At 47.7% G+C, this 20,937-nt stretch carries 21 protein-coding genes and 1 tRNA gene; 11 read left to right on the top strand and 11 right to left on the bottom strand.

All coding sequences use genetic code 11. The features are described 5' to 3' along the window. Nucleotides 1-30 precede the first annotated feature (30 nt). From KK062_RS18785 to KK062_RS18745, 9 genes are all read right to left on the bottom strand, one after another. A complete protein-coding gene (locus KK062_RS18785; protein WP_254085882.1) occupies nucleotides 31-1,056 on the bottom strand; it encodes an efflux RND transporter periplasmic adaptor subunit in 1,026 nt (341 codons plus the stop codon). 56 nt (nucleotides 1,057-1,112) lie between these two features. Then, nucleotides 1,113-1,823, bottom strand: coding sequence for an SDR family NAD(P)-dependent oxidoreductase (locus KK062_RS18780; RefSeq protein ID WP_254085881.1), 711 nt, complete (start codon nucleotides 1,821-1,823; stop codon nucleotides 1,113-1,115). Nucleotides 1,824-1,884: 61 nt separating this feature from the next. Then, on the bottom strand, nucleotides 1,885-2,862 hold the full coding sequence (locus KK062_RS18775; protein WP_254085880.1) for a helix-turn-helix domain-containing protein: 978 nt from the start codon (nucleotides 2,860-2,862) through the stop codon (nucleotides 1,885-1,887). 118 nt (nucleotides 2,863-2,980) lie between these two features. After that, nucleotides 2,981-3,484, bottom strand: a complete 504-nt coding sequence (locus KK062_RS18770; RefSeq protein ID WP_254085879.1) for a DinB family protein — start codon at nucleotides 3,482-3,484, stop codon at nucleotides 2,981-2,983. 180 nt (nucleotides 3,485-3,664) lie between these two features. Continuing rightward, the gene (locus tag KK062_RS18765; protein WP_254085878.1) at nucleotides 3,665-4,285 is read right to left on the bottom strand and encodes a hypothetical protein; all 621 of its coding nucleotides are present in this window, start codon (nucleotides 4,283-4,285) and stop codon (nucleotides 3,665-3,667) included. Between the two features lie 329 nt (nucleotides 4,286-4,614). Further along, nucleotides 4,615-4,980, bottom strand: a complete 366-nt coding sequence (locus KK062_RS18760; protein ID WP_254085877.1) for a Fic family protein — start codon at nucleotides 4,978-4,980, stop codon at nucleotides 4,615-4,617. Beyond that, nucleotides 4,956-5,456 carry a Fic family protein gene (locus KK062_RS18755; protein ID WP_254085876.1) on the bottom strand — a complete coding sequence of 167 codons (501 nt, stop codon included), beginning with the start codon at nucleotides 5,454-5,456 and terminating at the stop codon, nucleotides 4,956-4,958. Before KK062_RS18755 ends, KK062_RS18760 begins: the two co-directional genes overlap by 25 nt. 59 nt (nucleotides 5,457-5,515) lie before the next feature. Continuing rightward, nucleotides 5,516-6,244 carry a HEPN domain-containing protein gene (locus tag KK062_RS18750; protein ID WP_254085875.1) on the bottom strand — a complete coding sequence of 243 codons (729 nt, stop codon included), beginning with the start codon at nucleotides 6,242-6,244 and terminating at the stop codon, nucleotides 5,516-5,518. A gap of 403 nt (nucleotides 6,245-6,647) precedes the next feature. Next, a complete protein-coding gene (locus KK062_RS18745) occupies nucleotides 6,648-7,031 on the bottom strand; it encodes a hypothetical protein (RefSeq protein WP_254085874.1) in 384 nt (127 codons plus the stop codon). A 503-nt stretch (nucleotides 7,032-7,534) separates the two neighbouring features. On the opposite strand from KK062_RS18745, the gene KK062_RS18740 reads away from it, so the two are divergent. Next, on the top strand, nucleotides 7,535-8,110 hold the full coding sequence (locus KK062_RS18740; RefSeq protein ID WP_254085873.1) for a hypothetical protein: 576 nt from the start codon (nucleotides 7,535-7,537) through the stop codon (nucleotides 8,108-8,110). 582 nt (nucleotides 8,111-8,692) lie between these two features. Here KK062_RS18740 and KK062_RS18735 read toward each other — a convergent pair. Together KK062_RS18735 and hflX are read right to left on the bottom strand one after the other, a co-directional pair. Next, nucleotides 8,693-8,764 (bottom strand) — tRNA-Arg (locus KK062_RS18735). Nucleotides 8,765-8,858: 94 nt separating this feature from the next. Continuing rightward, a complete protein-coding gene (gene hflX, locus KK062_RS18730) occupies nucleotides 8,859-10,058 on the bottom strand; it encodes a GTPase HflX (RefSeq protein ID WP_254085872.1) in 1,200 nt (399 codons plus the stop codon). A 187-nt stretch (nucleotides 10,059-10,245) separates the two neighbouring features. Here hflX and KK062_RS18725 point away from each other — a divergent pair, with 187 nt between their 5' ends. Genes KK062_RS18725 through KK062_RS18680 form a run of 10 tightly spaced genes read left to right on the top strand, consistent with a single transcriptional unit; the run spans nucleotide 10,246 to nucleotide 20,796 of the window. Further along, nucleotides 10,246-11,358: a glycosyltransferase family 4 protein gene (locus tag KK062_RS18725; RefSeq protein WP_254085871.1), complete on the top strand. Its 1,113-nt coding sequence runs from the start codon at nucleotides 10,246-10,248 to the stop codon at nucleotides 11,356-11,358. 17 nt (nucleotides 11,359-11,375) lie between these two features. Beyond that, on the top strand, nucleotides 11,376-11,930 hold the full coding sequence (gene rfbC, locus KK062_RS18720) for a dTDP-4-dehydrorhamnose 3,5-epimerase (protein ID WP_254085870.1): 555 nt from the start codon (nucleotides 11,376-11,378) through the stop codon (nucleotides 11,928-11,930). Between the two features lie 24 nt (nucleotides 11,931-11,954). Then, nucleotides 11,955-12,725, top strand: a complete 771-nt coding sequence (locus KK062_RS18715; RefSeq protein ID WP_254085869.1) for a polysaccharide biosynthesis/export family protein — start codon at nucleotides 11,955-11,957, stop codon at nucleotides 12,723-12,725. 9 nt (nucleotides 12,726-12,734) lie between these two features. Next, complete coding sequence (locus KK062_RS30955; RefSeq protein WP_254085868.1) at nucleotides 12,735-15,077, top strand: GumC family protein; 2,343 nt, start codon at nucleotides 12,735-12,737, stop codon at nucleotides 15,075-15,077. Between the two features lie 23 nt (nucleotides 15,078-15,100). After that, nucleotides 15,101-15,829 (top strand): tyrosine-protein phosphatase, encoded by a 729-nt coding sequence (locus tag KK062_RS18705; protein WP_254085867.1) that lies wholly within the window; start codon nucleotides 15,101-15,103, stop codon nucleotides 15,827-15,829. A 14-nt stretch (nucleotides 15,830-15,843) separates the two neighbouring features. Further along, complete coding sequence (locus tag KK062_RS18700) at nucleotides 15,844-16,845, top strand: NAD-dependent epimerase/dehydratase family protein (protein WP_254085866.1); 1,002 nt, start codon at nucleotides 15,844-15,846, stop codon at nucleotides 16,843-16,845. Between the two features lie 43 nt (nucleotides 16,846-16,888). Continuing rightward, on the top strand, nucleotides 16,889-18,298 hold the full coding sequence (locus tag KK062_RS18695) for a tetratricopeptide repeat protein (RefSeq protein ID WP_254085865.1): 1,410 nt from the start codon (nucleotides 16,889-16,891) through the stop codon (nucleotides 18,296-18,298). Next, nucleotides 18,298-19,101 (top strand): phosphosulfolactate synthase, encoded by an 804-nt coding sequence (locus KK062_RS18690; RefSeq protein ID WP_254085864.1) that lies wholly within the window; start codon nucleotides 18,298-18,300, stop codon nucleotides 19,099-19,101. Before KK062_RS18695 ends, KK062_RS18690 begins: the two co-directional genes overlap by 1 nt. A gap of 10 nt (nucleotides 19,102-19,111) precedes the next feature. Beyond that, a complete protein-coding gene (locus KK062_RS18685) occupies nucleotides 19,112-20,050 on the top strand; it encodes a DUF368 domain-containing protein (RefSeq protein ID WP_254085863.1) in 939 nt (312 codons plus the stop codon). Nucleotides 20,051-20,052: 2 nt separating this feature from the next. Beyond that, entirely contained in the window at nucleotides 20,053-20,796 is a 744-nt protein-coding gene (locus KK062_RS18680; protein ID WP_254085862.1) for a shikimate dehydrogenase family protein, read from the top strand. Nucleotides 20,797-20,937 lie beyond the last annotated feature (141 nt).

Here is a 20,937-nt window from a genome sequence, read left to right as displayed (position 1 = left end):
CTTATCTAATCATTGTAAATACAAGGCAGTTCAAAGTGCTACGGTTTGGCCGTCTTTCAGCTGGCTCTGCCCTCGGATGATTACGCGGTCGCCAATGTGAAGTCCTTCAGAAACAATGATCTCATTCATCGACAAGCCATCGATTACAATTCTCTTTTTAATTGCCCTGTTTTTATCGTCTACAATAAAAACGTAGGTGAGCTCTTCCGGATCTCGTACTACGGCATCAGCGGGTACGGTCAACACGTCGCGCTTGTGATCAGTTGAGATGTTTATGTTCGCCAACATTCCGGGAAGAAGTTTTCCGTTCCCGTTTGCCAGGCGCACTTTCACTTCAAAGCTTCGTGTAGAAGCATCCGCTTGTGGGTTGAGGATGCTGATTTTTCCACTCCTTGTATCGTTGATAGCAGGAATGGTGACGGTTGCCCCCGTACCGATCGCGAGCTTACTGATTTCACTTTCTGAGACTGAGATTTTTGCATAGACCAAATCGGTCTTCACAATTGTGAAGGCCATGATACCGCTGGAAGCGATAGCACCCTTTTCAATTTCTTTTGCTGTAACAATGCCAGCGAATGGAGCGTACAGTTTCGTGTCCGTTAGTCGCTTCGCAGCAATACTCTTGTTTGCTTTCGCTTGTGACAGTGCAACCTTGGCCGTCAGATGCTCGCGGGCAGGCAAGCTCCCCTTTACATAGAGCTCATCAAGTCGGTTGAAATTATCCTGTGCTTGCTCAAGTGAGGCTTCTGCGAGAAGTACGTTGTTTTGATACTCGATGGTTTCTATTGAAGCCAGCAATTGTCCTTCCTTGACGTGTTGCCCCTCTTCCACATATACAGCCGTTACTCTTCCGGGAACCAGAAATCCCAGTGCAACCAAATTATCAGCTTCTATTGATCCACTATAGGAAAGTGTCTCCGCAATTCCATTGGCTGTTAATTGCCGTGTACTGACTTTCAACGTCGGAACAGCTACCTCGTTGTCCTCTTTTTTAGCACAACTTGCCAGCAGGATGACTGCCAGGCTTAATAAGGACAATTGTTTAAGTGCATTCATAAAAATTAGTCGTTTTGTTTTTTTTAATTGGGTATGGATACTAAACCATGTAGGGTTTAGTATATAGTGTTCGTGAGTAGGTGGTTGGATGCTGTATGAAACAGTGACCTTGTCTGGTTAACGTTGTCCTGATAGAGTCCAAGAATGTAGGCCGCTTCCTTCGCTCTGTCTACGTCCTCATCTTCAGGATGCGAGAATATATGGTAGTAGTACACGCCGTATACACCTACTTCACGATCAAGTTCCTTTGATAGCTCCATTTGTAGCAGGCTTGCAATCCTGCCCAGGGGTGATGGCGCACCCATTTTTTGAACGGGGTCATTACAGATCTGGATGAAGGTGCCACGTCTATGACGTTTCATCAATGGGAGCACAAGTCTTGCGGACATAAACCAATAGGACATGCTGTCGCATTGCATCGTGTCCCATGTGACATAATCCAGCTCGGTAAGTGGTAGGGTAGGATAGGTAGTGCAGGATAGGATAATGACCAGGTCTATTCTTCCGTAATTGGATTGAATGTGATCCGTGATCTCCTTTGATCTTTCATAGTCCATCGGGTCAGTGACCAGTGTCACTAATGAACCCGTGGAAATATCAGCTACTTCACTTTTAATTTGAAGAATGGTATCGGCATTGGATGCCGGAACAATTACCAGCGCATCACGCTGAAGTAACTGCCGAATAATAGCAATCTCCAGGGGCTGCGTAAGGCCTGCAACGATTGAAACAATGTTTTTTGATGACCTGTCCATTGTGATTGCCATCCCCCAGGATGGCAATACAAAAATGGAGTACACGTAACGTGTAAAGAATGTTGAAATGTACTTAAGTTATGTCTGAAAGTATTCGTTCTTGAGAAGGGACGGACAATTCTTCCTTTATAACAAACGTGTGTTGTTTGCTCTTGCGATATTCGGATGGTGTAAGACCCGTCTTATTCTTAAAAAACTTACTGAAGAAAAACTGATCACTGAACTGCAATAAAACAGCAACCTGTCCGATGGAGCAAACCGGATCATTGAGCAGAATCATCGCTTCCGTGATAACCATCTCGTCAATTAAGTCACCCGCTGTTTTGCCTGCCACCTCCTTCACCGTTTGTGTTAAGTATCGGGGAGTGATCGCAAGCTGGCCGGCATAAAACTGGACACTTCGTTCTTCCTTGTAACGCTTTATTAGCAGCTTCATAAAGCTCGCAGTAATATCCTGTTTGCGCGTAGGTTTTGATTTTAATTCCCGATGATGATGATAGAAAACATTTATCAATTCATAGATCACAAGGCTAAAATTGTGCTGAATAATCTCTTGTGAGAACTCATTCTTTTCGCGGGTAACGATATTGGCATAAAGCATTTTAAGAACGCCCGACAACAATGCGATCTCTTCCTTTTCCAACACCAGGTGGGTGCTCAGATTCGGCCCCAGCAACTTAAAGGCAGAAGTATATTTCTGATAGATACCTGCCTTCAATAAAAAGTCGTTTGAGAAAGAGATACATGCACTCGAGATAAATTCCGAAGAACCGGTGAATTGACAAATCGTTCCCGGTTCAATTAAAACAAATTCACCTTCGCGTATGACATGATTTACCAGATTCAGCTTTAATGACAATTCTCCTGCGCTAACCATCATTAAAAAATATTGGTCGAATCGAAATGGATAGAAAATCGGAATTGCTTTTCTTTCGTTCTCTGTAACAGTCACCTGAAGTCCATCGATCTGTCTGGGTTGACCTAGAATGATGAGTAACTCCGAAAATGTATGTGTTCGTACTGACTGGTTGTCGCCGTTTATTGGGTCCATCACCTCAGGATTAGGTTGTCAACTATAAAGGACGAGGCGGCCATGATTTTATTTTAACACCCGCTAATCATGCAAACGTTTGTAATACTACTAACTACATGGTACTCAGATGCTGATCTCAGATTTTATTCATTTGAAAATAAGTGGCCATGTCAATAGAAGACAAGTTTATATAGCCTGCCTGGCGTAGAAGCGTCACCAATTGCCCCCGATGGTAGGTAGAATGGTTAATGACATGTGCCACTGTTTCCCAAAACGGCATTTGACCTATACGACCGGTCCTTGGGTATTTGAAAATGATACTTTGCGAATAATTCCCTTCTGGAAAACTATTCACAAGCGTGCTGATATCGGCCGAGGACTTTTTCCAAATCTCAATTAGTCCATCTCTAGTGCCATTGAATTGCGCAGATAAAAATATTGGCTCGGGAATCTGCGTCCAAAGATCGACCCAATACTTCTCTGCACTAACGATATGAGTTGCCGTTTGACTGACACTATTGAAACTGCTGACGATTACTTGCTCCCATTGCTCGTCACTGATTTGACGGAGCCATTCCATGATCTTATTATCCGCCCAATGATTGTAGTTCGCTATCTGTATGAGATAATTCTTTGCCATAATCTTCTTCTTTGTTTTGATGATGGATCAAAAGTAGTGGTGAAGAAGCGGCCGGAACGATAGGTAATCGTTCAGAAAGTGTGGCTACACGTTCAAATTGATTTTGGGAAGCGCATCGTAAAACTGTGCTGTTCTTCCAAAGACGGTTGTGAGCTGTGAGTAGGTTTCGGGCAGTCTGTATCAGCTAATCTGCAACAATTTTAGCAGCCCCTTTGCCGCGGTGGTTGGGTGCAACTTCAGCGACTTTTCGTACCACGCCATGGCTTCGATTTTATCGCCGGCAAATTCCCAGGCCACGGCCAAAATACAATACATCATAGCGCGCTGCTTTACGTCAGGCACTTCCACTTCGCGGGTATGCAATTCTGCTACAGCCTTTTGCACCCGCTCGCGCGTTGCCGTGCCTGGCTCGACACCGCCCTGCCGCGCCAGCATGACTTTAAGTTCCTGCATCGCCTGACGGTAATAGGCACATTTCACTACCAGGTCTTCAATTGTATTTATGATGAGGTATTTACCAAACGCACGACCTCGTTCATAGTCCGGCAATCCCGCGCCAACGGTATCGCTTACGAGGGCCTCCATAAACAACTCCGCGCGCTTCGCGAGGATGCCACGGATGCACGTTTCCGATTGGTTGTATAAAATTATTTTGGGATCGAGACTAAGTTTCTCCTCCAGGCATTCGCAGAAGTCGGCTACAAAAACCTGCTGCATCTCCTTCACCTTGGCGGTCTGGGCGCGCAAGGCAAATACAATCGAAAAACAACAGAACAGGCTGAGCAAAAAACGAAACTTCATATGCTTAGGGAAGACAGTAATTCGAATATATCCAAATCATTTGCAATCCCCTAATGAAACCTCGTACGAACAGGCATACGATGGATAGACTGGCCGGAAGAGAAGAAGATATAGATGATATAGATGATGGCGGCGACCGCCAGGATTAGACCTAGCGTGGTGATGCCTGCTTGTAATAAAACTATAACCATCAACTTAATCTCCGAAAGTCGGCCGAACTCTCACCATTCCGACAGAAATAAAGACCAAACCATTCTCCGAATCACTCCTGAGAGGTGTGAGTCGATACGGGTAAATAATAAATTGTTAAAATGAACCGCCTTTTTGGGCTAAACAGACGGTTCGTGAAAATCAGGTGCAGAGGTATCACGGTGTTCTGCTAATGCGATCCGCTGTTTCATTAGATCGATCGCCTTGTTTACGAAAAATTCAATAATCGGCATATGCCGCGAATCATTTTCTGAATCGATGAGTGCCTGAAAATAAACCCCTCTTTCCTCCTCCCGGATGATAAAAGGAGGCAGCTGGTGCTTTAATAGGAGAAGGGTTGTCAGCCGTCCGTTTCCATCGGAAAACGGATGAATCTGTAAAAAACTGTAGTGAAAACCGGCAGTGACCGAAAGTGGATGTTTGAAATAGTCTTGCTCGGCTTCCCACGCATGTCGTTCATTCAGTTGCTGCTGAGTCTCCTCCACCAACGTTCGAACAGCCCCTTGTACCTTTGGTACTCCAAGTACATGTAATACTGGCCATTGGGACGCAACGTAAAATTATCTTCGGTTTTATAATGGCCTGCCGGAGCAAGCAAAGCATCCTGAACCTCCCACTGCGCATCATCCTTCATCAGTTCCCCATGAAGGCTTCTGATTGTCTGTTCGCTCAGGCTTGTTTCTTCAAAAGCGGAAAAAATCTTATTAAGAACATCACGGTGATTTTTGAGATCGTAGACGTCCTTCATCTTCATTCCGGTTCTTACGATATTATCTTTCAAGAATTTTATTGTCTCCCCGTAAGTCAGCGTAAGGCCTTCAATTTTTGTTGAATGATACGTGAAATTGCTTCTGATGGCTTCTTTCTCCTTTTCACCCCAGTGCGAAAAGGAGAAAGCATTGAGATATGTTTTATGAAGCCTAACGAGAAGTTGGAATTTAGCAAGCAGCTCCGTATCCATTTTTAGGAATCTGCATGTCGGGATTACTGAGTCTAATTTATAGCTTTCAAGAAATCATATCAGAATGGCAGGTCGTCCGGGTTTTCCGTGTCATGCCTGAATTTATTATAGCAACGTTCTGTGTATAATTCACCGAGTGCCCATTCAACCGCATATGGAAGCGTGTTCAATAGACCATGATAGTCAATCCAATCTTCCTCTATTAGAGTATAATCTAATTTAGCTTCATGAACTATCTTATGCCGGGTGTTAAACACATCCGCAAGAAGTTTTCTCCATTCAGGGAAATGTCCACGAAAGGTACAATACCCTATCGGCGAGTCTCCAACAAAATCAACGTATTCCGCATTATCGATACATTTTAAAAAATCACATCCTGTCAGTCGATCAAATACGAATGCTATTGATTCAATGCTTTGAAAGGAATAATGATTAGCCACAAGCGCTTCTTTCGTAACGGTCGTACCTTTAAAATAATCATAAGCGTCATTTAAAGACATTTTATCTTTCAATAGCTCGGAAAAACCATCCATCTCCCAATCTCCAGTCCTCGCAACAATTAAATCTCTAAAATAAACTTCTAATGAACTCACCATATTTACTACTGCGTTCCGCCGCGCAGCATTTTGCAAATCACCTCTGTTAGCATCGTCAAAATGAGCGGCGAGTTCAAACGCTAGCTTCATTCGTCCCCGAAAGGAGGCCAATGTTCCTGATTCCCAAATGTAGATATCTTCGTATTTTGATTGTGTCCATCCTACAATTTTACCTTCAGAGAACTTACTCATAGATTAGCGTTTTATTCCGATCTAACTTCATTCGAAAGCCAATAATAGGCCACAGGTGCACAAACTTTGCTATATCCCTTTTTAGTCTTTTGCGTTTTCGACTCGTGCGCGACAGATTGCCTTTCACTTCAGATTGAGAGAAATTTTCATTCAAACAATTAGGGTATTACAAAAGAGGCAGTCTGACACTTTGCATACTAGTATTTAACTGCAATGAGATGTGGCATAGGCTGTATCGTATGCGCATCTCAATTCCTCTTCAGTCGGACACAAAAAAGCCTTCCAATTTCAACAATTAGAAGGCTTTTTAGTAGTAGACTGTAAACTACGATTATCGAACGAAATTATAGAAATTTTACCAAATTCAAGGAATTGCCCGTTCGATTGAATCTCGTCCAGTAGATCATTTCACTGCCTCCTTTAAATAAATTCTGTACTTGTTGTTATTCGTCAATGGAAAATATGCACGCATTACTCCATTTTCGAATGTCCGAACAACTATCAACGATGCTTTATCCCTGTCTGAAAATTTCGGATGGCTGGCCATTTCAGCCTTTCCAGTATAAACGGCCTTTATTTTATTCTGCTTGCCCGACACCTCATATACTGTCACGTCTTTTCCGACGATGGACTCAATCTCTTTAAGCCGTTGCTGAACGTCGTAGCCCTTCTTAACAACAAATAACTCTGAGTCTTTAACTTTATCGACGTCCAGCAAATCCTGACAAACAACTACGCTTACGCTCAGCATTACAGCCAAGGCGGTAAACAGCATCTTCTTACACATTACTGTTGTGGTTTAGAGGTAAAAAATCGAAAATACTGAAAACAAAAAAGCAAACTCCGAAAAGTTTGCTCTTAAATCGAAAATGTAGACCGGAGTGCGTTGCATTGGTGCTTGCTGAGCCAAGATTTCTTAAGGGTTGCTGACTTGAAAAAATGACAATCTGTCATTCCGTCATAATCGAGGCTATCTCTTTAAACGCGGCTTGAAGGAAGGAATTTCTTCCGGGATATGGCGAAAATTGAATTTCGGTATCTTTTGACATGGGCGAGCTAATTGTCACTATTTTTTATGATTCAGATGATGGCGAATCCCAAATCTCTCTTGTTTTCAAACACAGTTGCTTTCAAAGAATCACTAATGATTATGCAGGATTGTCAGTATTTAGCATTCACATTTTGTCATCCAAGCAACTTTTACATTTCGTTTACATCTTTTTACAAGCGCTTTACAAAGCCGAGCACAAAGACTTGTAGGTTTGTTGGAATTGAAACTAAAATGATAAAATGATGAAATACACATCTGGTTTGCTCTTTATATTTATTTTTTGCACCTCCTGTAACGAACAAAACGAAACAAGCCTGCAAAAAGATAGCACCAACTCCGAAACTAACTTTTCTGGCGAATGGAAATCCAAAGAGTCGATAAGTATGGGCGGAAATATTGTCTGCTTATATGACGAGGGTGATCGTATGCTCTCTAAAACAATGAAAATAGCAGAACAGGCAGATTTTCTAACCATAGAAGTACCAAACCCGTCTCCTGGCGCAGTGCTGGCTACAAGCCAGGAGAAACTGGCCTTCGACGGTAAGGAAAGCGAAATTAATCATGGCCGGGGAAGAGGAAAGAAGTTTACCGTAAAGATGTCGGCTGGTGGACAAACTATGACTGTTAACTCAATTGTACGCCTGATGACTGCCGTTCCTTTTAGTATAAATACTCAGAAACAACAATTTGTTTACGTAACAGAGGTTTGGAAGTTGAGCAATGATGGCAGGACTATTTCTGTTCAGGCCAATGCAAAAATAACCTTATCCGGCGACGAGCGTTCCTGGAAGACCGTATTCGATAAAGTCCGTTAGTATTCAAAGACTTTTTTTTGAATCTCCAGATCCATGGCTTCACTTCCGTGTGTACTGGCTCCTGTGGCCCTAGGGAGATAGGACGGCCAGAAGCGTCTGTGATTGCCATGATCTTGGTGTCCTTGCCTCGCTTAGTTTTTCCACCAATATGAAGCCCCCTTTTTTGGCACTTTCAAAAGTCCCGTCTATAAAACATTCCGTGATATCTAACTAGCCACGCTCTTTGAGATCTTTGGCGATCTCCATAACACCTTATCCCAAATAAGATCATTTCTCTTAGTACTAATTCGGTTGTCGAAGTTATTTGTGAGGATTTTAACGTGGATTCCTCTAGACAGGCGTAAAAGCCACATGATGATTAAGATTCTCGCTAAGAATAATTTGGTGGCCAAACTCAAACGCGTCTATCACCGCGACATAGAGGACCTATTCGTAATCAATGGCGATCTGATCCAGGCAGCTTCGAGGAAGTTGAAGTTCTCATCGAACAGAAAGATAGTGATACTATAGCGCAGTTCGATTCCCTTCCAGTCAGGCATAAAAAAGCCTTCCAATTTTAACAATTAGAAGGCTTTTTAGTAGTAGCCCCAACAGGAATCGAACCTGCATCAAAAGTTTAGGAAACTCCTATTCTATCCATTGAACTATGGGGCCATTCCTGCCACAAACAGCCTCCATGGTCGCTGAGCAAGGGCGCAAATATAGAAATTTAGAAATTATTGCCTAGTCACCATAAGATCCTGAACCATTACACCGACTCGATCGGCCAGGGAGAAAATTCGTAACCATCCTTAAAGAAGTTCGGAAAGATCTGAATATGTCTCTCCTTTACCTTCTCAAAGAGCAACTGCTTCAGCCCATTGATATTCTCATTGCCCGTCGCCGACACAAACACCACGTGCTCAAAACCTTTCTCGCGGTAAAAACCTCTCATTTCCTCGAGGTTTACGTCAGGATTTTTTTCACGGAAGAGGTCGATTTTGTTCAGTATCAAAACCGTTGGAATATTGGCCGCGCCAATCTCTTCCAGGGTCTTGGTAACGACCTCAATCTGGTTGTCGTGGTACGGATGTGCCAGGTCTACGACGTGGAGCAGCAGGTCGGCTTCGCGCACTTCGTCGAGGGTGGATTTGAACGACTCGATCAGGTGATGGGGCAGCTTGCGAATGAACCCTACGGTGTCGGACAGCAGGAACGGGATGTTGCCAAACACTACTTTGCGTACGGTGGAGTCGACTGTAGCGAAGAGCTTGTCTTCGGCCAGTACGCCGGAGCCGGACAACAAATTCATGAGCGTTGACTTGCCGACGTTGGTATAACCCACCAGGGCTACACGCACAACGCCGCCGCGTGACTTGCGCTGGGTGGCGCGTTGTTTTTCGATCTTTTCGAGCCGCTCTTTTAAGACGGTGATCTGCTGACGGATGTTCCGACGGTCGGTCTCGATTTCCTTTTCACCCGCACCACCACGGGTACCGGTACCACCGCGCTGGCGTTCCAAGTGGGTCCACATCCGGGTGAGTCGGGGCAACAGGTATTGGTTCATGGCAAGCTCTACTTGCGTCTTGGCCTGAGCGGTCTGCGCGCGCCACAGGAAAATATCCAGGATCAACAAGCTGCGGTCGTAGATGCGCACCGTAAAATCTTCTTGCTCTTTAGGATTGAACTCACGCTCGAGGTTGCGAAGCTGCGACGGCGTGAGGTCTTCGTCGAAGATAATGTGACGTACCTGGTGCTGCATCACGAACTGCTTGAGCTCCGCCAACTTACCTTTTCCGAGAAAGGTGCGCGAGTCGGGGTGCGGCAAATTCTGCACGACCTGGTGGATGGTCTTGATGCCCGACGTCTCTGCTAGAAAAGCCAGCTCGTCAAGATGCTCCTGGGTCTCCTCCTGGGTGCGGGTGCTGCTAAGTGCTACTAAAACGGCTGTATTTTCTGCTTCCTTCATATCTTTTGCAAAAGTGAACAATTCTTAACGTATTATTTTTTAAGGTTGTTGCAAGGTTAGGTTACTTTTTCCTATTTTTGATGATACACCAACACCCGAATTCAAGCTGGAATTTCCCCACGTACAGCTGAATTTTCTACCCTTTACCGGATTCAGGATAATTTCAATTTTCTCAACCAGAGCCCAAATGAGAATTGCTATCGTCCTCAACACGTCCTGGAATATTTACAATTTCCGGATGAACTTTGTTCGCGCCCTGCTTGAAGAAGGGCATGAGGTGCACACCGTGGCACCCGAAGATGAGTACACAAATCTCCTTGTGGCCGCCGGTTGCGTGCACCACAAGGTACGGATGGACAGCCGGGGAGCGAATCCCGTGAAGGATTCCGCTCTAATTGTCGAACTGTATACGATTTACAAAAAAATCCGCCCCGACGTCATTTTACACTACACTATCAAGCCGAATGTGTACGGTACCCTGGCGGCATCCATGCTGAAAATTCCCGTCGTTAATAACGTCTGTGGCCTGGGCACGGTGTTCCTGAAGGATAACCTGGTGTCGGCTATTGCGATCGCGCTCTACAAGATCAGTTTCCGCTTTGCGCGAAAGGTCTTCTTCCAGAACCCCGACGACTTAACACTATTTGTGACCCGCAAGCTTGTGCCCGAGCGTGCCGTGGACCTGGTGCCCGGTTCGGGCATTGACCTGCGCAAGTTCCAGCCAATGGCATTCCGTCGCAATGACACTTTTACATTTTTAATGATCTCCCGCCTCATTACCGACAAGGGTGTGCTGGAGTACATTGAAGCCGTTAAGAAATTACGCGCGGCCGGAGTGAACGCCCGCTTCCAGGTACTGGGTGCAATGGACCCATTGCACAAGCGCGGCATCAAGACCGAGGTGATCCAGGAATGGATCGACCAGGGCATCATCGAATACCTGGGTACGACCGATGACGTGCGTCAGTTCATTCACGCGGCCGACTGCGTGGTGTTGCCCTCGTACCGCGAAGGTACGCCACGCACGTTGCTGGAAGCCGCCAGTTCGTCTAAGCCCATTATCGCCACGGATGTGCCGGGCTGCAACCATGTTGTGAAAAACAATTTTAATGGCCTTCTTTGCAGGCTGAAAGATGCAGACGACCTGGCTGAAAAGATGAAGGAGATGGCCGACATGGAAAGTGCCACCCTCAAGCTTTTTGGAGAAAATGGCCGGGTGAAGATGGAAACGGAGTACAGCGAGTCCGTTGTCATCGACAAGTACCTGCAGACGATCAGCGAATTCAAAAAGGCATCGTAACTGGCCATTGATTTTTCATGGAAGTAAAGCAAACCGGTATAGAAGGGTTGGTGGAAATTTTTCCTTCTGTTCTAGAAGACAGCCGCGGGTGGTTCTACGAGTTTTACCGCGAAGACCTCTTTGCCAAACACGGCATACAAGACAAGTTTGTCCAGGAGAACAAATCGTTCTCTAAAAAGGGTGTTGTACGGGGCTTGCACATGCAGGTAGCGCCACACGCCCAAACGAAGCTGGTGTCGGTATTTCAGGGCACGATCCTGGATGTGACCATTGACCTGCGCGCCGGTTCCCCGACCTTTGGCAAGGTGTATTATTGCCTGCTAGAGGCCCGTCGCAACAACATGCTGCTGGTGCCCGAAGGGTTCGCCCACGGCTTTTCGGCGCTGGAAGACGCCGTTTTCTTTTACAAATGCACGCATCATTACCACCGCGAGTCTGAAATCGGTGTACGCTGGAACGACCCCCAGCTGAATATTAACTGGCAAATAAACGACCCTATTCTGTCCGAAAAGGACCAGCATCTTCCGACACTGGAAGAGTTGTTAAGAAAATCCGTAATTTCACGATATTAAGCTGAAATTAACGCATTTTTTAACTTGAAACGAACTTCCTTTTTTCGTTCAGCGTGTGTCCTGGCGATCCTGGGCGTGTTGGCCTCTTCCTGTGCCTCTTACCGGCAGAACATCATGTTCCAGGTCGACCAAAAAGACGCCGTCAAGGCGCAGGCCGACGCTGCGGAGAAGAATTACAGTATTCAGAAAAATGATCAGCTGGCCATTGAGATCTATACCAAGAACGGCGAACGCCTGGTAGACCCCGATCGTTTTCTCGACAAAGACCGTCCCGTACAAACCACTCCGGTGGGCGTTGACGAAGTACGCAGTTACCTGGTCAACCAGGATGGCGTGGTGAAATTCCCTATGATCGATACTATTCGCCTGGAAGGGCTTACACTGCTGCAGGCAGAAGACCGGTTGCAGCAGACCTATACAAAATTCTATGCCGGCATGTATATCCGGTTAAAGTATCTGAACAAGCGTGTGGTCGTACTGGGTGCGCCGGGCGGCCAGGTAATTCCGCTGACGAATGAGAACATCCGCCTGACGGAAGTGCTGGCACTGGCAAAAGGTGTCAGCAACGATGCTAAAGCGTATAACATTCGTGTGTTGCGGGGGGAAACGGTTATGATCGCCGACCTGAGCACCTTTGCCGGGTACTTAGAGAACAACATGGTGATCCAGCCCAACGACATTATTTACGTCGAGCCCATCCGGCGGCCGTTTATTGAGGGCGTGCGTGACTATGGCCCTATCTTGAGTATCTTAACAAGCATCGCCACGTTGGTGGTCGTGATCGTCGGATTATAACCTTCACCTGTGGAACCGGTCAAACCCCATATCGCCCCCACTACCAGCCACCAGGAAGGTATCGACTTTCACAAGCTGCGGGTCATTGTGCTGAGCAACCTGTGGTGGTTGCTGCTGATCTTTGTAGCCATAAATGCGGCGGCCTATATCATGATCCGGTATACCAAAGATCTGTACGAGTCGTCGTCGGAGATCAAGCTCGACATTAAGAACGAAGCCACTGCGCTCGGCATCGAAACCTTTGTGGCCGACGACCCGCTGGCCACCGACCCTATCTCGGGCGAGATCGAGTTGATTCGCGCCAAGCTCTTCCTGAACCAGGTGCTGGACTCGCTCAACCTCGACGTAAGTTATTTCAGCAAGGGCGAGGTGCTCAACCACGAGCTTTTTACCGCCACTCCGATTCAGGTAGATTACAATCCCAAACGTACCACGGCCTATAACCAGCAGATCTTTTTTGAAAAGATCAACGACGATGAATTTTATCTGCATGTAGGCGAAGAAGGTAACAAAGTAAAAGGCACCTACGACACACCGGTTCGCTCCACTAACTTCGAGCTGGTGCTGACCAAGAATACAAGCTTTTCCACGACCGACGAAATCGATCTGTTTTTCGTCATCAACAGCCGCGATGTGCTTTTGAATTATATCACGGCAAACCTGATTGTCGAGCCGCTGAACTACTCGGCAAAAACGATCCGTGTAGCATTCAAGGACAATCAGCCCGCCAAAGCTCAGGCCATTGTACACACCGTCGACGCGATGTATCTGCGCTACAGCCACCAGCAAAAGAATCTGACCAACACACAGAAGATCGACTGGCTTAACAAAGAGCTACAGCAGATCGAAATGAAAATGGAAGGCTTTGAAGATTACTTCAAGAAGTTTACGCTGCAGAACAAAACCAACAACCTGGATCAGGACCTGGCCAAAACGATCCAGTCCATTAACACCGTTGATTCACAACGCTACGACCTGACCACGCGCATCCGCGATATAAACCGGCTGCTGGACGGCATTCAGACCCACGAGATATTTTTATCACCGACGCTCAAGCAAGCCCTACCCGACTATCTATATGAAAATCTCGACCACATTCAGGACCTAACGCAGGAGATGGAGCGTATGAAGCTGTCGTATAACGAAGTGACGTTTGCCTATCGCGAGCAGCAGCAACAGATCGACACCCGCACACGCAAGGCTTCACAGCAGCTACAAGAAATGAAGAACCAGTGGGTGATCCGGTTACAGGAGCTGAACCGGCGCAAGAGCAGCCTCGAAAATGAATTTGCCAACCTGCCCGATAAGAGCACGCAGTTCTCCAAGAACCAACGCTTCTACAAACTATACGAAGAGTTCTACCTGTCACTGATGCAGTCAAAGGCAGGCTTTGAAATTGCCCAGGCCGGTACCACCCCTGACTTTAAAATCCTTTCGCCGGCATCGCTTCCCACTACCCCCATCTCGCCCAACCGCGCGATGATTGCGGGCATCGGCCTGGTGGCCAGCCTAATGCTGATTCTCTTTGTGATCGGTGTGTTATACCTGGTCAACAACAAAATTACCGCGCAGCACGAGCTGGAAAAATTGCCGGGTGTACCGGTGCTGGGGGTGATACCCGCTTCGCGCCATACGGGCATTCAAAATTTGCACGTAGTAAATTATCCGAAATCCGTGGTCAGCGAAGCGATCCGTACGCTGCGTACCAACCTGGATTTCTTCCGGACAGAGTCGCCGCAGCGTGTCGTGGCCCTTTCGTCTACCATCTCGGGGGAAGGCAAATCGTTTGTCGCGCTGAACCTGGGTGGCGCGATTGCGATCTCGCGCAAGAAGGTAGTACTGATCGATCTCGACATGCGCAAGGCAAAGGCTAATCTGCCGATCGAGATCCCCGATCCTTCAAAAGGAATGAGCACCGTCCTGATCCGCAAGGACCGGTGGCAAGATTGCGTGCTGCATACAAACCTCGAGTACTTTGACTATATACCCTCCGGACCGATTCCCCCCAACCCGTCGGAGCTGTTGCTGAACGGCGAGTTCTCTTCGATCCTGGAAGATCTCAAAAAGCACTACGATATCATTCTGCTCGACACGCCCCCGGTGGGGCTGGTGACCGACGGGATTCAGGCCATGAAAAAAGCCGATATGTCGATCTATATTTTCCGGGCGGATTATTCGAAACGTGATTTCATCAAGAACCTGCAACGTATCATTACCATCAACCATATCACCAACGTAACCACCTTGCTCAATGCCTTGCCCATGCTCGGCGAGAACACCAACGGCTACGGCTACTATGAGGACGAGAGCGACAGCAAGATGGAGATGATCCGTACGCTCTTCAAACGTTAATACACTACTTTTCCCATACCACTGTGCTTCGCTGGTTTAAGAAAAAGGACACGCCGCCCGCAACACCACTCACCACCGACCTGCATTCGCATTTGCTGCCGGCGTTGGACGATGGTGTGCAGACCTTTGAGCAGGCCGAGCAGATCATCCGCGAGTTTCAACGCCTGGGATATACCAAGCTCATCACGTCGCCACACGTCATGAGCGACAGCTATCGCAATACCACCGACGGCATCCTCGCCCGGCTGGACGAGTTGCGCCGCTACCTGCACGAACGTGGCGTGACGATCGAGCTGCACAGTGCCGCGGAGTATTACCTGGACGCCCAGCTGATGCACATGCTGGAGAACAACATGCCGTTACTGACGCTGGGAAAAAATTACCTGCTCTTCGAAACCAACTTCCTGACGGAGCCTTTCAACATGAAGGAATTCATTTTCCTAGCTTCCGTCAAAGGCTATCGCCCGGTGCTGGCGCATCCGGAGCGATACATGTACCTGCTGCGCGACGAGGCCAAATTACAAGATTATCTCGACCGGGGCATTTTGTTCCAGGTCAACATAGGCTCCATCGCAGGCTATTACTCCCGCGACGTACAACAGGCGGCCAACCGCCTGATTGACAAAGGGTGGGTTCATTTCCTGGGCAGCGATTGCCACCATATGCAGCACGCCCAGCTGATTGCGCACGCACAAGGCATGAAGTACTTTCAAAAAGCCTTATCTTTACCGCTGCTCAATCATACACTTTAGCTAACCTCAAAATCATGATCGCTGTTACCGGGGCAAACGGACTGCTGGGTAGTTTCCTTGTGCGGAGGCTTCTGGCGCAACAGGAACCATTTGTAGCCATCGCCCGAAAAGATAGTGACAGGTCGCTGCTCGCCGACGTGGCGGACAAGATCACCTGGCGCGAAGCCGACGTGCGCGACGAAGTGGCGCTGGCCGAGGCCCTGCAGGGCGTTACACACGTGATACACGCCGCGGCGATCGTATCGTTTAGTCCGCGCTTTGCCCGAAACATGATGGACATCAACATCGAAGGCACGCGCAACGTAGTGAATATCTGCCTCGACCAGGGCATACGCCGCCTGGTACACATCAGCTCGGTGGCGGCATTGGGCCGGCAGAAGGGACAGGACCGCATTGACGAGTCCAACAAGTGGGTAAGCGACGCGGCCTCCTCACGCTATGCCGAATCCAAATATTACGCCGAGCTGGAAATTTTTCGCGGTCAGGAAGAAGGTCTTAGCACGGTGATTGTAAACCCTTCCGTCATACTCGCACCGGCCGACTGGCACAAGAGCAGCGCAAAGGTGTTTAAGTATATCTGGGATCAAAAGCCATTCTATACCGACGGGTATATAAATTATGTCGACGTACGGGATGTAGCCGCTATTGCTGTAGGACTGTTGCACCAACCCATCGAAGGAGAGCGTTTTATTGCCAACGCGGGAAACATTTCTTTCGAAAATTTATTCCAAAAAATCGCGGCGAATTTTAACAAAAAAGCACCTTCTGTCAAACTGAACAAACCGCTGTTAAACGTTGTTGCATGGGTGGAAGGTTTCCGTTCATTCCTGACGGGCTCAGAGCCCCTCATTACCCGCGAAACAGCCCGTAAAGCAGGCACAAAATTTTTATTTGAGAATGACAAGATTCGCAAAACTTTGTCGTTTGAATTTCAACCGATTGATGCCAGTCTGCAATGGTGCTGCCAATATTACATGACCAAAACGGCGGGCAAAAAATCGGGTGAAAGGTCGTAGCTTTACCGCATAAATTATCTACTTTAGGACAAACCTTTAGTCCATGCCGAGAGAATACCGCAAACGAGAAGAAGAAGGAAATGAGCTCATTAGGCGATTTGAAGAACACCTCCGTAAGAAAAAGGCAGCATTTTTCGACTTGGACGCCTACGAACAGATCATTGACTTCTACATGTTCAGAGGCAAGCATAACAAAGCTCTGCAAGCTGTAAACCAGGCCATTAGTCAATATCCGTTTTCAACCGAGCTGATCACGATCAAAGCTCAGATCCTCTCGAACTTAGAAGAGTACGATGAAGCCCTGGAGTTGCTGGAAGAGGCACATGCCCTTCAACCCAACGACCCAGACATATTTTTGACCATTGGCTCGGTATTATCGCTACAGGGAAAACACAATGAAGCGATTGAATACTACGAGCAGGCCCTGTTGTTTGCCGACGACAAAGACGAAGTATACTATAACATCGGTCTTGCCTACCAGAGTATGGAAAATTATACCCTGGCGATCGAGGTCTATAAAAAAGCCATCGAGCTCAACATCAACCACGACGGCGCGCTATACGAGCTGGCCTTCTGCCTCGACGTAACGGGACAGCTGGAAAGCAGCATTGAATATTACCAGAAGTTTATCGACGAAGACCCGTACTCGGCACCCGCCTGGTATAACCTGGGTATCGTGTATAACAAGCTGGAAAAATACCAGGAGGCGATGCATGCTTACGACTATGCCATCACTATCGACGACGCCTTTGCCTCGGCCTATTTCAACATGGGTAACACCCATATGAACCTGGGCGAGTACACCAAGGCGCTGGACGCCTTTCGCAAGACCATCGAGCTGGAAGGTCCCAGCCCCGAAGTATACTGCTGCCTGGCGGCCGCCTACGAAAGCCTGGAGCAATACGACCTGGGCCTGAAGTACTTCCAGAAGGCTGCCAAGCTGGACCCCTTGTATGACGAGGCCTGGTTCGGCGCCGGTGCCTGCCTGGAAAAACAGGAAAAATGGTACCAGGCCCTGCATTTCTACAACAAAGCACTCAAAATTCACCCGGAAAATCCCGAATACTGGAAGTCCGTTGCCCACGCCGAATTTAAAGTCGGCAATACCGTTTCGAGCATTGACGCCTACGAAGAGTCTGCCAAGCTCGATCCCCAGGACAAGGAGATCTGGCTAAACTGGTCGTTTATTTACTTTGAGCAGGGCGACCTGAACAAGGCTATCGACACATTATTAGTCGGTTTTGGCGACATTCCGGCCGATGCCGAACTTTTCTACCGCATGACGGTGTACCTCATCGAAGCAGGCCGTTTTAAGGAAGCCTTTAATTATTTGGAAAATGCCTTAATTTTGGACTTCGATGGACACACTGCGCTGTTTGACTTCTTCCCCAAACTGGAAACTCAAAAGGCGCTGTACAAGATCGTCGAGCAGTTTAGAAAAGAAAACAATTAATGAATTACGACCTTAAAAACCTGCCTGAGCGTACCACAAAGCCCAGGCAATACGGCTTTACTATGGCCATGGACAAAGGCCTGAGTATCCGTGAAGCCGAAGATTTTGTCAGTATGTGTGCCGACCACGTAGATATCGTGAAACTCGGGTGGGCTACTTCCTTCGTCACACCTCGCCTGACAGACAAACTGAAAGTTTTTAAGGAAGCCGGCCTTCCCACCTATTTCGGGGGAACACTGTTCGAAGCATTCGTAATCCGTGACCAATTTGACGACTATCGTCGTCTGCTGGATAAATTCGACATGTCATTTGCCGAGGTTTCCGATGGTTCTATCGACCTGGACCACGACAAAAAATGCGACTACATCGCCAAACTTTCCGAGCAAGTGACAGTCTTGTCCGAAGTTGGTTCGAAAGACGCAGATAAGATCATCCCGCCCTATATGTGGATCGACCTCATGCAGAAGGAGCTCGATGCCGGCGCATGGAAAGTAATTGGCGAAGCCCGCGAAGGCGGCAACGTAGGCCTTTTCCGCTCCACCGGTGAAGTTCGCTCTGGCCTTGTACAAGAGATCCTCACCAAAATTCCCTTCGAAAAGATCATTTGGGAAGCCCCCCAGAAGGCACAACAGGTCTGGTTCATCAAGTTGCTGGGTGCCAATGTCAACCTGGGCAACATCGCGCCAGAAGAGGTAATACCGCTGGAAACCATTCGCCTCGGCCTGCGCGGAGATACCTTCCTCCATTTCCTCGGCATCGAGAAAAAAAACACCAACACGGCGCCGCCGTTCGAAATCGACTAAGCGGAGAGTATTGAAGAAACCCCTGGATTATATTATCCTGTTTGGTAAGGGATTAACCATGGCGGCGGTGGACATCATTCCGGGAATATCCGGAGGCACGGTGGCGTTCATGGGCGGCATACACGAGCGCCTGGTCCGTGCACTGCGGGCCATCGATCGCGAAGCCTTCGAGCTGATCGGCCATAAACGCTTTGCGGACTGCTGGGCCAAGATCGACGGTAATTTCCTCGCCACGTGGGCTGTCGCAGTCTTTTTCGGTCTGTTGATCCTATCGCGCGGCATGATCCATTTGCTGGGCCGCTACCCTATTCCGCTTTTTTCATTCTTTTTTGGCGTGATCCTGATGGCCGCCCCACTCGCCCTGCGCCGTATCCGGAAATGGAGCCTTTCTACGGTGCTCTTTTTCCTGTTTGGCGCGGCCGCGACATTTGGCCTCACGCTGTTTCCGCCCCTTCATACCTCGAATACATTTTTATGGGCCTTTGTAGCCGGCCTGGCCGGTGCGATGGGCATGTTACTACCCGGACTGTCGGGTGGATTTTTTCTGGTGCTCATCGGTAAATACCAGCTGATGGTATGGGCCTTCGGCCAAATGAGCCTGCCCGTGCTGAGTCTTTTTGCCGCCGGCAGCGCCATCAGTTTGCTGGGCGTGGCAAGATTTTTAAGCTGGATAATAGACAATTATCTCAGCACTACAGTAGCTTTACTTGCTGGCTTCATGCTGGGATCACTCAATAAAGTGTGGCCCTGGCGCGAAGTGCAAGAATATGTTATCACTGGCAAAGGTGAGCAAATACCCGTTGCAGACAGAAGTATCTTACCATGGAATTATCTGGTAACGACCGGTAAAGACCCTCAGGTGTTCCAGGCTATGTTGATGATGGCCTTGGGGGTATTTATGATGGTTTTAATTGAAAGAATTGCAGCAGGACTAAAAACAACAATCTGAACATGGAAAAAGTATTCGGACTAATCGGAGCCACCGTTAGCCACTCATTCTCAAAATCTTATTTTGACGAGAAATTTTTTCGCGAAGGCCTCCGCGATTATCACTATGAATTGTTTCCGCTCGAAGACATCAACGCCCTGGAGGCGCTTTTGAAAGATACCCGTGGCCTTACCGGCCTGAATGTAACGATTCCGTACAAAGAGCAAGTCATGAAGTACCTCGACGAGGTCGATGGCTTTGCCAAACAGATTGGCGCCGTAAACGTGATCAAGATCCAGGACGGCAAGCTGAAAGGCTTTAACACGGACTCTGACGCATTCTTTGAAACCATCGAAAAGTGGCTGCCCACCGATAAACAATTTAACGCCGTGATCCTCGGCACCGGCGGTTCTTCCAAGGCTGTACAAGAAGCCCTGAAAAAGCTGAAGGTTTCCTTCCAGGTCGTATCGCGCGAATCCCGGAAAGGTGTTATTACCTATGAAGACTTGCAAAAGGATCCGTCCATCCTGCAACAATCCAAGTTGATCGTCAATACCACACCCCTGGGCATGAGTCCGAAGACAGAAGCTGTGCCTCCCGTTGATTTTGAACAGATTGGAGCCGATCATTATGTATACGACCTGATCTATAATCCGGCGCGTACGTTGTTTCTGCAAAAAGCAGAGATGCGCAACGCCACCATTAAGAATGGCCTGGAGATGCTGCACATACAGGCCGAAAAGTCCTGGACGATCTGGAATAACTGATCTGGCATACTCGCTGAATATAAAGGCCCTTGTCCAACCGGCAAGGGCTTTTTTTATTCAGCTTTACAACGGACGCAAAGCGCCGGTGTGTCCGCAATGAAACTATTTCTCCTCCAATGCGATTAACAACAAAGGGATTTT

This window comes from Dawidia cretensis (assembly GCF_018598175.1).
Lineage (GTDB): Bacteria > Bacteroidota > Bacteroidia > Cytophagales > Cyclobacteriaceae > Ohtaekwangia > Ohtaekwangia cretensis.
The sequence above is the reverse complement of the archived record's forward strand: the minus strand, read 5'-3'. Positions and strand labels throughout refer to the sequence as shown.